This is a genomic window from Bradyrhizobium sp. USDA 4503, from assembly GCF_054055815.1.
Map to the genome: position 1 here is coordinate 5,315,287 of NZ_JBSRXS010000001.1, position 14,765 is coordinate 5,330,051.

The 14,765-nt window shown below is 61.2% G+C and carries 9 protein-coding genes; 7 read left to right on the forward strand and 2 right to left on the reverse strand.

Features of this window, described 5'->3' with window-relative positions:
• Positions 1 to 46: 46 nt before the first annotated feature.
• From galE to ACVMIH_RS25560, 7 genes are all read left to right on the forward strand, one after another.
• On the forward strand, positions 47 to 1,057 hold the full coding sequence (gene galE / locus ACVMIH_RS25530; RefSeq protein WP_456854502.1) for a UDP-glucose 4-epimerase GalE: 1,011 nt from the start codon (positions 47 to 49) through the stop codon (positions 1,055 to 1,057).
• A 280-nt stretch (positions 1,058 to 1,337) separates the two neighbouring features.
• Positions 1,338 to 3,953, forward strand: coding sequence for an AMP-binding protein (locus tag ACVMIH_RS25535; protein ID WP_456863804.1), 2,616 nt, complete (start codon positions 1,338 to 1,340; stop codon positions 3,951 to 3,953).
• Positions 3,954 to 4,334: 381 nt separating this feature from the next.
• Positions 4,335 to 5,498 (forward strand): GNAT family N-acetyltransferase, encoded by a 1,164-nt coding sequence (locus tag ACVMIH_RS25540; protein WP_076834834.1) that lies wholly within the window; start codon positions 4,335 to 4,337, stop codon positions 5,496 to 5,498.
• 253 nt (positions 5,499 to 5,751) lie between these two features.
• The gene (locus ACVMIH_RS25545; RefSeq protein ID WP_456863807.1) at positions 5,752 to 6,663 is read left to right on the forward strand and encodes a 4'-phosphopantetheinyl transferase family protein; all 912 of its coding nucleotides are present in this window, start codon (positions 5,752 to 5,754) and stop codon (positions 6,661 to 6,663) included.
• Positions 6,664 to 6,710: 47 nt separating this feature from the next.
• Positions 6,711 to 7,751, forward strand: a complete 1,041-nt coding sequence (locus ACVMIH_RS25550; RefSeq protein WP_244559021.1) for a thioesterase domain-containing protein — start codon at positions 6,711 to 6,713, stop codon at positions 7,749 to 7,751.
• Positions 7,752 to 7,787: 36 nt separating this feature from the next.
• The gene (locus ACVMIH_RS25555) at positions 7,788 to 9,800 is read left to right on the forward strand and encodes a non-ribosomal peptide synthetase (protein WP_456854497.1); all 2,013 of its coding nucleotides are present in this window, start codon (positions 7,788 to 7,790) and stop codon (positions 9,798 to 9,800) included.
• Between the two features lie 65 nt (positions 9,801 to 9,865).
• Positions 9,866 to 11,044 (forward strand): acyl-CoA dehydrogenase family protein, encoded by a 1,179-nt coding sequence (locus ACVMIH_RS25560; RefSeq protein ID WP_253588589.1) that lies wholly within the window; start codon positions 9,866 to 9,868, stop codon positions 11,042 to 11,044.
• A 227-nt stretch (positions 11,045 to 11,271) separates the two neighbouring features.
• Here the strand turns inward: ACVMIH_RS25560 and asnB are convergent, their stop codons facing one another.
• Positions 11,272 to 13,002, reverse strand: a complete 1,731-nt coding sequence (asnB, locus tag ACVMIH_RS25565; RefSeq protein ID WP_456854496.1) for an asparagine synthase B — start codon at positions 13,000 to 13,002, stop codon at positions 11,272 to 11,274.
• Positions 13,003 to 13,235: 233 nt separating this feature from the next.
• Positions 13,236 to 14,615 carry a polysaccharide biosynthesis/export family protein gene (locus ACVMIH_RS25570; RefSeq protein ID WP_253588587.1) on the reverse strand — a complete coding sequence of 460 codons (1,380 nt, stop codon included), beginning with the start codon at positions 14,613 to 14,615 and terminating at the stop codon, positions 13,236 to 13,238.
• Between the last annotated feature and the right edge of the window lie 150 nt (positions 14,616 to 14,765).

Consider the following 14,765-nt stretch of genomic DNA (forward strand, 5'->3'; position numbering starts at 1 on the left):
CGCGCGCGGTGAGCATTGACCACGCAGACGCGAAACGGAAGCGGAAATGATCTTGTTGACCGGCGGTGCCGGCTATATCGGATCCCACATCGCTGTCGCCCTACTCGACGCCGGGCTCGATGTCGTCGCGGTCGACAATCTTTCCAACAGCAACAGCGCCTCTCTCGAACGGATACGAGCCATCTGCGGGCGATCGGTCATTTTCCGGCATGCCGATATTCGCAATGAAGAGGCGATCTACCAGATCCTGCGCGCCCACGACGTGACTGCGGTCATTCATCTCGCCGGCCTCAAGGCGGTGGGCGAGTCCAGCGCTCAACCCATCACCTATTACGACAACAACGTCGTGGGAACGATGCGGCTCGTGTCGGCCATGACGCGAGCATCCGTCAAGACGCTGGTCTTCAGTTCATCCGCAACCGTTTACGGGACACCCGCGTACCTGCCGCTGGACGAGAAGCATCCCGTCGCACCGATCAATCCGTACGGCCGCACAAAATACTTCATCGAAGAAATACTGAAGGACCTTCATGAGTCCGACAAGGATTGGCGGATTGCCATCTTGCGCTACTTCAATCCGGTTGGCGCCCACGAAAGCGGACTGATCGGAGAAGATCCCCTGGATGTGCCGAACAATCTGTTGCCTATTGTGGCACAAGTGGCGATCGGACGACGTCCGACGGTGCATGTTTGGGGAAACGACTATGATACTCCGGACGGCACCGGGATCCGCGACTTCATTCACGTTGTCGATCTTGCATCCGGACATCTGAGCGCCCTTAGCCAACTGAGACAGCCCGGCCTTCTGACGGTCAATCTCGGAACAGGAAGCGGCAGTAGCGTCATGGACGTGATCCGGACATTCAAGGAAGTGAGTGGCCGGCCCGTGCCGTATGTGATCGACCAACGCAGGGTCGGTGACGTCGCAATCTGCTATGCCGATCCAACTCTCGCGAAGAACCTGTTGGGCTGGACATCAGCGCGATCGCTGACACAGATGTGTGCCGACCATTGGCATTTCCAGATGAAGAACCCGAATGGCTATCGCGGCGCGTAGTCGGCGAGAGCGATCTCCGTCTTCGAGAATTTCCGTCTTGTTCGAGGCCTGTTCAATCCCGAGCAAGCCGGACGACTGCTCGCATCGGCGAGCTCAAGTCGCGCCGCCGCCTGGTTACGCCACCACTCAGCAATGGTCGCAATCGGCAGGATGGCAGGATGACGCACCGAATATTGGCTAATCCCTAATTGCCGCCATCACTTGCTGTACAGCAAGGCATCTTCGGGAGCGGCGCGCTATGGTTGTGCGAGCCGACTTACGTTGTTCAAGGTAGGACGGAATGCTTCTGGACAACGAGACGCCTGCCGCCACCATGTGTTCCGAGAGCTTCCACGCTCGCGACCATGGGGAGTCGGAAGCCCGGCTCACAATAAGCCAGGTCATAGGTCGAACTGCCAGTCGGTTTCCGAACCAGCCGGCGATCGTCTCGAGCGCTTTCGAGCCTCTGACATACAACGGTCTTGAACGCCAGTTGAACGCAATCCGCCGGCGGCTGCGCTTGGCCGGTTTCGATTGTAATACCCGGATCGGGGTCTTGATGCCGAACGGCCCGGAGGCGGTTCTCGCCATCGTGGCAGTCGCCTGCTGTACCGTCGCGGTGCCCCTCGACCCACGCCTCTCCCTGCCTGAAATCGAGCAGCGCCTCGACATGCTCAACTTGAGCGCCCTCGTTGTGCTGCAGGGCAGTGCCCCTGAAGCTCGCCAGGCCGCAGCACGCAGAACGCTTGCCGTCATAGAAGCCGCTCCGGTCGGACAGGGCCAGCTTGGACTCGAGATCGCCGTGCAAGTTGCCGGCTCCCCTGCCATCGACGCCGAGCCGGATCCGCGCTCCCCCGCCTTCATTCTGCAGACGTCGGGCACGACCGCGCAGCCGAAGCTCATTCCGTTCAGCCATGACAATATGCTGGCGGCGGCCGAACGCCTTCAGGCCTGGTTCGGCCTCACGTCCCGGGACCGATGCCTGAGCGTGTCGCCCCCCTACTATTCCCATGGGCTCAAAGTGACGGTCTTCACGCCGTTGCTGACGGGAGGCAGCATTGCCATCCCGGCGAACAGTGCCGTCGTCGCACTCGATGAGTGGTTCGATGTCTTGCGGCCGACCTGGTACTCGGCAGGCCCGACGCTTCACACCACGGTGCTGGACAAGGCACAAAGCCTCGAGAATGCACAGCCGGCGCACACTTTGCGGTTCGCGATGTCGGGCGGCGCGCCGCTCCCGAGGGCCGTGCAGGACGGCCTGCAACACGCTCTCGGCGTGCCGGTGCTCGAGCATTACGGCTCCAGCGAGGCGGCCCAGATCGCCGCCAACCAGCTGCCGCCCGGTCCGAACAGGCCGGGCACCTGCGGAAGACCCTGGCCCGATACCGTGGCCATCGTTGGCGAGGATGGACATCCCCTGGCAGCCGGCGAGCGCGGAGAGATCTGGATTCGTGGACCGACCGTGACGTCGGGCTATCTCGATGCGCCGGAACTCAATCAAGCCGCTTTCACGAAGGGTTGGTTTCGCACCGGCGATATCGGCAGCCTCGACGAAGACGGCTTCCTTTCGCTGCACGGCCGCCTGAGCGAGCTGATCAATCGCGGTGGTGAGAAGATTTCTCCCGCCGAGATCGAGGCCGCGCTATTGCGACATTCGGCCATCGCCGAAGCTGCGGCCTTCGCGATCTCGCATCCGCGCCTGGGCGAGGACGTCGCAGTCGCCATCGTCCCTCATCGCGGCGCGCAGGCGAGCGCTGCGGAGCTTCGCCTGTTCCTTCAACGCGAGCTGGCCTCGTTCAAGATTCCGAGACGCATTCTGACGCTCGACCATCTGCCGAAGGGGGTGACGGGAAAGGTTCAGCGGCGACGTCTGCGCGAGCTGGTCGACCGGCCACGGGGGCACCAGGCGACGACGCCGGCGCCCGTCGCGAACGGGCCGTTGAATTTGGAAGCCGAGTTGCTGCCCCTCTGGCGCAGGCTGCTCAAGAACGAGGCCGTGACCGTTGACGATGATTTTTTTGCCAGCGGTGGAGACTCCCTTCTCGCGATGGAGATGCTGATCGAGGTCGAGCGGCTCGTCGGCTATCCCGTGCCGGAAACCATCATGTTCGGGGCAGAAACCGTCCGGCAATTTGCCGCAAGGGTTTCCGCACCAACGGACACGTGGACGACGCCGTTCTTCCAGCCCCATGCGCCTGGCACGCGGTCTCCGCTGTACTTTTTCAACGGCGACCTTGTCAGCGGCCACGCGAGTGTGCGGCGGGTGGTAGAGCTTCTGGGGCCGGATTATCCGATCATCTCGATCAATCCCCACGGTCTTCATGGCGAGCCGATTCCGGGCTCGATCGAGGCGATGGCCGCCGACCGCCTGCCGTTCATCCTGGCAAGGCAAGCGAGCGGTCCCTTTCTTCTGGGCGGCAAGTGCAATGGCGCCATGGTGGCGTTCGAAGTGGCCCGCCAGCTGATGGCTGCCGGCCACACGGTTGATGTGGTTACGATGGTGGACCCGCCGACCGTCAGTGCCCGTCCAATGCCACGGGCGATCCTGGGGCTGCTGAAGCCGCTGGTTTCGCCTTATCTCTTGCGTTGGACCTTCGAGCAAATGGTGAGACTGGAGCGATACCTGAAGCTTCCGGCGAACGAACAGCCTGCGATCGCCAAGGTCGCAATTCCAACGGCGTTGTGGGACGCTCATTCAATCGCAATGGCGCGGTATTGTCCGGCGCCGCTCGAGATCCCGGTGGCCTTTTACGCGGCCGACCACGATGGCCGAGCGTGGCGGCATCTCAGCCCTCAACTGGAATTGATACAGGTGCCCGGCGGACATCCGGGCTGCCTGTTGATCGGTGCGGAACTGCTCGTGGATCACCTGCGGCGGAGATTTGAAAAACTCGCCTCGGGATCGAGCGCCACGTGAGAAATCGGACGTCAGCCATGACACGCCCCGATGAGCGGGCGGAGCATCGAGGCCATCGGACGCCGAAGGCCGGAGCGCGCTGCACCAGCCTCGAACCCGGTCGATCACAGCTTCACCTCGGCACAGTTGCTGCGCTGGCACAAGCAGCTACCGTGGGTAATCAGAAAGGGTCCGCGCCTCGATCGAATTCCGGATATAGTTGCCGTCATCGGCCTCCGCCGAGACAACGGTCAGAGACGCCCAACCAGGACGTGTCTGCCAGAGGGATATCCGCGCGTGACGAGCCATCCATCATCGGATCTTGCGCGAACATTGCAGCTCGATCCTTCGGTATTCCCGTCACGTCGCGCATTCAGCCCTCCGGCGTTGGAACGGGAAAGCATGCCTGAGACGGTTACCGATGTCAGCCTGGATGCCCTGGAGAGCATTGCGTGGCTTGAATCCTCATGGAAGGAGCTCGAAGCGCGAGTGACTCACTCGTTCTTCCTGTCCTGGCTCTGGATCGGCACTTGGGTGCGGCATATCCCGGATGGCGCGCGACCACACGTCCTCGTGGCCCGGTCATCAGGCAAGATCGTTGGCCTGGCGATTATTTGCCGGCGGAGGGCGTGGAGTCTCGGGCCGCATGCGCGGACGCGCTGGCTGCTCAATGAAACGGGAGATACTCGCTTCGACCGATTGTTCATCGAGTACAACGGTATTCTTGCAGAGCAATCCGATGCCATCATATCCGCAGGCCTCAATGCGTTGACGTCCCGCTTGCACCGCTCGGATCAGCTGGTGCTCTCCGGAATTGATCCGGACCTTGAGGCGACTGCCAGTCGCGCCGCAGGCCGGGCCGGGCTCGTGACCGAGGTGAAAAAAGCTGATGCGGCATTGTGGGTCGATTTTGCCCCGGTCCGCCAGCGCGGGGGGGATTATCGCGCCACATTGGGCCGCAGTACGCGCCAGGCCGTAAACCGCGCCATGCGGCTGTATGCCGAACGCGGCCCCGTTGAACTCCGGATCATGGAAACGACGACGGAGGCCCTCGCCGCATTCGAATTGCTGGGCGACTTTCATCGGTCGCGATGGGGACGCAGGGGAGCCTTCGCCAATCCCGGCTTCCGTCCGTTTCACGAGGAGCTGATTGCGCGCGGAGTCCCGACGGGGGCCGTTCGTATCTCACGGACGCTGGTTGGGAACGAGACAATTGGGGTCGTGTACAATTTCGTGCATGACGGCCGTGTCCTGAACTACCAGAGCGGCTTTCTCTATGAGAGCGATAGCCGGCTCAAGCCCGGGCTCGTCAGCCATGTGCTGGCTATTGAGGACAGCATTGCACGCGGGGAAAGTGGCTACGACTTCCTGGCCGGTGGCGGCGGGCACAAGTCCCATCTGGCCAACAGGGAGCAGGCCATGGCGTGGATCGCTGTCGGCAGAGACAGTCCAGAGCGCCACATCGAGGCCAAGCTCCGCAGTGCCAAGCGGATGCTACGGACCATTGCCACGAATCTTCCAAAAAAGACCGCGGCTCTGTATTCCGTATTCGGGGCTGGCTCCTAGTCGATCGGTTTGGGCTCCTTGGCGAGAACCAATGTCCAGGTCAGCGATGTGGCCATGTCGGTGCTTCTCCCCCTCTGACTGCCGGCCGGGGCAGGCGCTGACGCCTGGACTGCATCCATTGACCGTCTAGCGGTCCGATTCCCCCAGGAATATTCCCCCGCTTGCGCTTTTGGCGGAAGGACGCGGCACTTTGCCACCAGGTCACTCAACTCAAGCAGTCCGATCCGTGGCACCGGACGGGAACTGGCAAAAAATGGGTAATTACGATGGTCCATTGAGCCATGGCGGTGCGCGATTAAAATTTCAATCAGCAGTCCGCTCGAATGCCCATCGCAATACCGTTCGCAACCTACCGGCGGCAATCCGGATCGAGGCTAATAGAAAGCAAGTTGTGATGGCTTTTCGCACGGGTGCCTGTGAACAGAGCGAGTGGGAAAATAGTCGTTCCTTTGACGGGCGAGGCTATCGCAAACTTGAATGTGGGGCTCGCAGAGCCGGCACCGCCCCTTTGAGCTTTTTGGACAAAGCAGTTGAGCTGAGACCCGGGGTCATCACGCCGGTTCTCGAGCATGATGGTCTGGAGGTCCTGGCATTCATGCTCCATGTGGAGCAGGACGTCATCCGGGAGCTAAGCGCTTGCCTCAACGAGGAAGAACATCGGCGCGCCGCGGGATTGAGATTGGAGCGCGATCGCCGCCGCTTCATTGTTAGCCGCGGGCAGCTGCGCCAGGTCCTCGCTTCCAGACTGAGAATTTCGCCTTCAGAGATCGAGCTGGAATATGGACGGCTGGGCAAACCCCACCTCTCCCGCCGCATGCCCGCCCGCGACGTGCGCTTCAGCGCCTCGCGATCTGGAGAAGTAGCGGTCATCGCCCTCTCGATCAGGCAAGAGGTCGGCGTGGACATCGAGGCAATCCTCCCTGTGCCCGAAGCGGACGAGATCGCAGCGCTCTGCCTTTCCACCTCCGAATACGAGTCCTACGCCGCCCTCGATCCGGAAGACCGGCTGGAAGGCTTCCTCCAGCGTTGGACCCGGCTGGAGGCTGTCTCCAAGGCGCTGGGGTGTGGCTTGGGACAGCCGATTTCCTGGGATGAAAGGGATTGGGCTGTCCGAAGCTTCGTACCGCAACCTGGATATGTTGGGAGCGTGGTCGTCCGGAAATGAACTGTCATCCGGAGTCGAAGTCACCGCGATGGCGCACGGAACAGGAAATGTCAGCTTCATCGATGAAAAGCCCGATGTCAGCGCACGTGATGCAGTTTTCGGAGCTGCTCGCAGACCTCGCGGTCAAGGACATCAAGGTCTGGGTGGATGGCGACCGGCTGCGCTGCAACGCCCCGGCCGGCGCGCTGACGGCGGAGCTTCGCGATCAGTTGCAGGGGCGGAAGGGCGAGATCATCGCGTTTCTGAACATGGCCACAGCCGCGGCCAAGCAACCGTCTGCAATCGTTCCGTTGCAGTCTCGCGGCACACGCATACCCATTTACGCAGTCCCCGGTCATGTCGGGGCACCGTCCTCATTCCTGGACCTCTCGAAGCACCTGGGCGTCGATCAACCGTTCTACGCCCTCCAACCGCCTGGCTTCGATGGGCAGAGCGAGCCGATGGATCGCGTCGAAGATATCGCCGAGTACTTCGCCCGCCAGATCGTCGAATATCAGCCGACCGGTCCGTACATCATCGTCGGCTATTGCTCGGGCGCTCCAACAGCTTTTGAACTGGCGAGAATCCTGGGACAGCGCGAGTCCGAGGTCTCATGCGTTGCGCTGTTTGGCCCGCTTCACCCCACCACCTATGGGGAATGGCCGCGCCGGCTGTATTTCATTGCCAGGGGCAAGGCGGAATCGTTCCTGCATGAGACAGCGAAGCTGCCGACATTCGGCGCCCGTCTCCGATATTTCGGCAGTCGCCTGCGCGAGCACGTCCGCGCCCTCGTACCCCTCGTTGGCAAGAGCAATGAGCCTGTCGCGACAGACCCGGTATTGGCGAGCAGGGCTCTGCTCAAATCCACGGCGATCGCGGCTTTTCAGCGCTACACTCCCACTCCGTATTCCGGTCGGGTTTGCATCATCCTTCCCAACAAAGCCTGGCTGCGATCGGGCGCCGCGCCACACCGATGGCTACAAGTAGTGCCGCATGCCGAATTTTACTTCGGGCCCGATGACTGCAACGAAGCCTCGATGCTGATGGAACCTGACGCACCTGCCATCGCAGACCTCTATCGCCAGGCAACCCAGAAGCAGAACACGTGATTTTCGTTTTTAGTTTTCCCGACGGGAGCGTATTTCATGAACGAAGTCCTACCTATCGCGCCGGAGGGCGTAGCGCTTCCCCTGCTGAAGGATTCCGATCATCAGGCGCTGGTTGTCGATTACAACGCCACGGCGGCACGCTATCCGTCGGACAAGACGATCATCGATCTCTTCCGCGACCAGACGACGCGTAGTCCTGACGCTGAAGCGATCCGCTTTGGCGATGCAACGCTGACCTACCGGCAGCTCGACGAACGCTCCAACCAGATGGCCGCGTATTTGAGCTCGACCGGCGTGGGCCCGGGCCGGATTGCCGTTGTCTTCATGGAGCACTCCATTGAAGTCGTCGTTGCGATCCTGGGCGTGCTGAAGTCCGGCGCGGCCTATGTGCCGGTGGATGCGGCAACGCCGAAGGGGCGTATCACAACAATCCTGCAGGACATTTCCAACGGGACCGACGGGCGGGCGCCCGTGGCGATCACCCAGTCGAGCCTGCGTTCGGGCATTGCCGCGAACCTTGCCGAAATTTTCGTGCTCGACGCCGATCTCGAGTCGATCTCGAATCAGCCGGCCTCGGCCCGACCGTCCGCTGCCACGCCGGACGGCGCCGCCTATATCATCTTCACCTCCGGCTCGACCGGCACTCCCAAGGGCGTCGAGATCGAGCACCGAAGCCTGGTGAACTACATCTGGTGGGCCGCCCGGGTGTACAGTTCCGGCGAAAGTCTCGCATGGCCCCTTTTCTCATCTCTCGCATTTGACCTGACGGTCACAACGCTCTTTACGCCACTCATCACCGGCGGCCGCATCGCGGTCTATCTTGGCGATCCCGGAGTGCAGAGCATGGTCGTGCTGAAGGTGATCGACGACAATGCAGTGGATATCATCAAGCTGACGCCGGCGCATCTCGCGATGATCCGCGACCGCAATCTAGAGACCACAAGACTGCGCAAATTCATCGTGGGCGGTGAGGACTTCAAGGCCGCGCTGGCTCGCGATATCACCAACGCTATTCCCCATCCTGTCGAGATCTACAACGAGTATGGACCAACCGAAGCCACGGTGGGCTGCATGATTCACCGCTTCGACACCGATCGGGATCAATCCGCATCGGTGCCGATCGGCGTTCCGGCCGCGAATGCGGGCATCTACGTCCTCAGCATAGAATATCAGCCCACCGGCCCCGGGATTATCGGTGAGATGTTCATTGCCGGCGACGGTCTCGCGAGAGGTTATTTCAATCGCCCCGATCTGACCGACGAGCGTTTCCGCACGGTCACCGATCCCCGAGATGGGCGCTCGAAGCTGCGGCTCTATAAGACGGGCGATCTCGCCCGCTGGAACTCGGAAGGACGCCTGGAATTTCTCGGCCGCGCCGATCATCAGGTGAAGGTCGGCGGCACCCGTATCGAGCTCGGCGAGATCGAAGCACGGCTTCTCAAGCACCCGGACGTTCAGGAATGCGCCGTCGCCGCCTCGATGACGAGAGCAGCGACACAGAAAACGACCCAAATCGGCCATGGCGAACCGTCGACGCCCGAAGACGGCATCGCACGACTTGTGGCCTACTATGTTGCGTCGAAACCCCTGACCGTGGCGGACCTGCGCGCGCACCTCGCCGAAGAACTGCTGGAGTCCATGATTCCGACGCACTACGTTCGCCTCGAGCGGATGCCGCTCACGCCCAACGGCAAGATCGACCGCTCATCGCTTCCCGAGCCGACGGCGGAAAACATCCAGCCGGCGCAGGTCTTCGCCGCCCCCTCGACAGAGACCGAGAAGGCGCTGGCCGCTCTATGGTGTCAACTCCTGAAGCTCGAGTCGATCGGACGCCACGACAACTTCTTCGAACTGGGCGGGGAGTCGCTCCTGGTGGTGCGGGCGGTGTCGCGCATGCGAAAGATCTTCGGCGTCGACGTGCAGCTTCGCAACCTCTTTGAGCGGCCGACACTGGCCGAACTGGCGGAAGTCATCGACGGAATGCGCTGGGTGGCCGATTCCAATGCCCCTTCCCTCTCGGAGGGACCGAGAGAGGAGGTCGAACTCTAGCCGGAAGGTCTCCGCCTGGTCTTGGGCGGGACAGGAGCCTTTGAGTCAGGCTCGCAGCAGATCGGATGAAGATGATGGACAAAGCTTGGAACGCGGCACGAGAGCCGGAGCTGCCCTGGATGGCGGCGGAGTATGAGCTCTTGCGGGACCAGGTCCGCCGGTTCGTCAAGGAGGAAATCAAGCCCTGCGCGGATCACTGGGAAGAGAACGGGTTCATTCCCCGTTCGATCCTGCGCCGCATGGGCGAACTCGGCTTCTTCGGCATCCGCTACCCGGCTGAGTATGGTGGCGCCGAAATGGACTCTGTCGCGTCAACGGTCTTCGCCGAGGAGCTCGGGCGCTCGACCTATGGCGGCGCCGCCGACGCGATGCTCGTCCATGCCGACATGGCTTCCTCGTACGTCTTTCACGACGGGACCAAAGCCCAGCGGGCGCGCTGGATGCCGGGCATTATCAGCGGCGAGGTGATCACCGCGATCGCCATCACGGAGCCGGATGCGGGCTCGGACGTGAAAGCCATCCGCACGCGCGCGGTCCGGGACGGCGACTCCTACGTGCTCGACGGCACCAAGCTCTATATCACAAACGGCGTCCACGCGGATCTCTACTGCGTCGCGGCCAAGACTGATCCCTCGGCCGGAAGCAACGGGATCACGATGTTCCTCGTCGAGAAGGGAACGCCAGGCTTCAGCGTCGCGCGCGAGCTGGACAAGCTCGGCTGGCGCTCCTCCGACACGGCGGAACTTGTCTTCGACGGCTGCCGCATCCCCGCCGACAACGTGCTCGGCGCGGAGGGACAAGGCTTCTACTCAATCATGCGCAACTTGCAGAACGAACGCCTTGTCCTCGCCGCCATGGCGATAGGGATGGCCGAGGCAGCGATCGACATGACCCTCACCTACGTGAAAACCCGCCGGGCATTCGGGGGCGTCCTTTGGGACATGCAGGCGATCCGTCAACGGCTCGCGATGCTTTCTGCGAAAGTGGAGGCAAGCCGCGGGTTTCTCTATGCCACCGCTTGGCGCATGGCGGCCGATGACGATTGCCTGCGCGAGATCTCGATGTTGAAGGCCATCTGCGGCGAGCTCGTCAACGAGGTCGCGTATGATTGCGTGCAGTTCCACGGCGCCATGGGCGTCATGCGCGAGAGCGCGATCGAGCGCGTCGCGCGTGACGCCCGCGTCCTCTCCATCGCCGGCGGCGCGACCGAAGTGATGCTTGAGGTGGTCGCATCGATGTCATGATCCTGACGCGGCGTTGAGGCGTCGCTCTGGCGTTGCTTGCAGAAAGGCCAAGTGCCGGCGCTTCGCGCGGCGGGCCGGGCTTTGAATGGTCTCGGCATCCGGGCCGGGTCGCGGCGACCGACGCAGCATACGGCGCGCCGGATTCACCCACGAAATCCGGCAGGCGTCATTGCCGCCGAACACCGGGCGACGCTGTGTGGAATCCGAAATTCACTTGAAGGACGATTTCACTCCGCCGCTGCAACCCGTCCGCCCGATGGGGCCTTCGAACTGTTGAGGTTTTCAACTGACCGAACATGATCAATGGCCTGAACGTGGATCCCTTTCACTGCCCTTCCGGATGGGTCATTCATGCTCGCAAATTGCTGAGACCAAAGAAACGCGGTCGGCGTGGAGCATGCGATCGAAGGACCGACGGGCACAGTCAGGCAGGCTGTCGGGTTGTTGAAAATGCCATCAAAGATGGCCCTGTAGAAATATCCCTCTTTGGACGTCGGCGTTTGCCGCGGAAAGCGCTTGCTCGCCTCTGCGAGCATCTGATCCGAGACTTTATTCTCGGCTTGACGCTTCAAGCTTTCAATCCAGCTGTACCCTACCCCGTCGGAAAACTGCTCCTTTTGACGCCACAAGATCGCTTGCGGCAACAGATCGGTAAATGCTTCCCGCAATATGCCCTTCTCGATTTTCTCGCCAGGGCACATCTTCTCGGCGGGGTTTATCGACATTGCGTAGTCCAGAAATTCCTTGTCCAGGAAAGGCACACGGGCTTCGACCCCCCACGCCGCCATTGCCTTGTTCGCGCGACAGCAATCATACTTGCTGAGCGCAAAGATCTTTCGGACAGTCTCGTCGTGGAATTCTTCTGCTGACGGCGCCATATGGAAGTAGAGATAGCCGCCGAATACTTCGTCAGCGCCTTCTCCAGACAACACCATTTTGATGCCCATTGATTTGATTTTGCGCGCCATGAGATACATCGGCGTGCCGGCACGAATGGTGGTGACGTCAAAGGTCTCCAGGTGCCGGATCACGTCCGGCAATGCGTCCAATCCTTCCTGCACGGTAAAAACAATCTCGTGATGAACCGTGCCGATGTGAGCTGCCACGTCTCGCGCATGCTTCATGTCAGGTGAGTTTTCGAGGCCGACCGAGAACGAGTGCAGCCTCGGCCACCATGCCTCTTCGGTTTCTCCCGACTCGATCCGCTTGAAGCGGTGGCGCGCCGCGAGCGCCGCGATAAGCGACGAGTCGAGCCCGCCGGAAATAAGCACCCCGTAAGGCACATCGCACATCATCTGCTGCTTGACCGCAGCTTCGAGCGAAGATCGGAGCTCCTGCAGCGACACCTTCCTGCTTGGAAGAGTATGTGCCCACTGTGGATCATACCACTTGACGAACTTTCCGGCCTTGGCGCTGTAATGATGTCCCGGAGGAAACTCCCGGATCGTCTCGCATACGCCATCGAGGGCTTTCATTTCGCTCGCGACGTAAGTCGTGCCGTCGCTGCCCCATCCGATGTAAAGCGGAACAATGCCGATGTGGTCTCGGGCGACGAAGAAATCGCCACTGCGCTCATCGAAGAGGGCAAATGCAAAGATTCCACTCAGCATATTGCACACGGCAGGGCCGTACTCGTCGTAGAGATACAGGATGATTTCGCAGTCGGACTTCGTTTTCCATGCGTGCGGCAGCTTCAGCGCCGCGCGCAAACCGACATGATTGTAGATCTCTCCGTTCACGGCCAAAGCGCGACCCGCGGTCACGTCGAGAAGGGGTTGAGCGCCGTGCTCCACGTCGACGATGGAAAGGCGCTCGTGCGCGAGCACTGCGCCGTCGCTGGAATAAATGCCGCTCCAGTCTGGCCCGCGGTGCCTGACCGTTTTGGCCATCTCGAGCGCCCGGCCGCGCGCCGTCTCGAGCGATTCTTTAAATCCAAAGATGCCAACGAAGCCGCACAAGGAGGTTGCCCCTTCTGTAAGTTCAGATCGCAGCGAAGCGGAACAGCGGATCGAGAACGGCAAAAGTCACAAAATATTCAAGGTTCAGATCAAGCGGAATTACCCTATGCCTATGCCTAAGCGGCGACACCGTCGCATAGGCTAAAAATATACGGACAAGCGGCATCAAACTCCGTGGCTGCTCGTGTCTTCTCGACGTGCCAATCCCGATCACTCTGCCGCTTCCGGCTTTGTCACCTGCTGTCACGCCGCGAGTCTGCCGCGGTCACGTCGGTCCGGCCTATCACGACCGGAACGTTTGAACTGCTCAGCTTTCGGGGTGCCGCGTCGGGACCATCCTGGTATCGCAGCGAGACCTCGATGGTATCACCCGGCTGCAACTCGGCATCCTCGTTCACGACAATCCGTTCCGGCCCTTTCTCGCTCTTTCTGATAATAGCAATATCCGGCTTACTACCGGCTCCCCGTGCGAGCTGCGATCGAACCATCGAAGTGTATTGAAGCTTCTCACCGACGCTCTGCAGTTTCTCGCGAATCTGATTGAGCTTTAAGCTGGTCTCTTGCAGCTCACGGAACAGATCAAGCTTCCGCTGATCGTCGAGCTTTGCCAACCGTCTGGCGTACTCGTCTTGCAACTTCTTGACCTGGAGCAATTGCGCAGAGGTTTGCAGCCTCCGGGTCGCCGACAGCAGAACCGCGCGACGCGCATCCGTCACGCGAGGGCTGATCAACGATCCCTTGCCGAACAGGTCGGTCGCTTTCTGAAGGTCCTCGACGTCGGACTGAAGTCCTTCTTCATCTTTCTTTTGCTGCTCCGACAGCACGCGGACCTCGTCGTCTCCCTGCCGAACGCTGCGCTGCAAGTACGCCTTTTCCTGCTGATAGTCACTCTGCTTCGTCTTCAGATATTCGGCTTCCGCATTGACGATTTCCGAAACCGCCGACCGGGCTATCGGCAGGTCGGCAAGAGAAGCGCTTGGATTGATCTGCGTCCCTTCCCCGAGCTCGCTCTTGATGCGCCACATACGCGCCTGTTCCTTGGCGAGTTCTGTCCAAAGCGAACCATACTCGCTTCTCAGGTCGGCCGACTCGAGATACGGGTTGTTCATCCTGATATGCATGATGTCGTAGCCACCCGCCATGGCGATGAGCTGGCGCGCGGTGCTCGCGGGACGATAAGGATACTCCCCTGGCTTCGACACGTCCCCGTTGACGTAAACAGGCCTGTACTCCGCCACGATCGCCGTGACCTGATCTGCATCTATCACGACCACGACCTCGCGGCCGTCCACGGTCCTCTGTCGAAAGACCTTGCTCGTCATTGCGGCCCCGACCTTGGCCCGAATCTCCTGCAACGGCAGGCCGGCGACCGGGACCATCCCGACCAGCGGCAAAGAGATATTGCCATCGACTTGGACGGGCGCGCGCTGCCGCAGCTCCGGCACGCCGGCTACCGCGACCTCCAGAACATCTCCGACGCTCACTCGATATTCGGCTTTCGCCTGCGCGGAAATCGTCAGGCCAACAGCCACCAGGCCCCACCTGACGCAACGGCCTGGTTGACCGCGACGGTTGTCAAGACGGAGGAAATTACGCAGCTTGGCGTGCGGCATGGCGTGCTCAATGGCTCGGTCTCACGGATTGATCGACAATCTAATCCCGCAGCGCCTCGGCTCAACTGACCATCGTAGTTACTCCCGGCTACCCATTTATTGCCAATCCGCCTCCTGACCCGAATGCTATGTTTTTGTCAGGGGGACGGA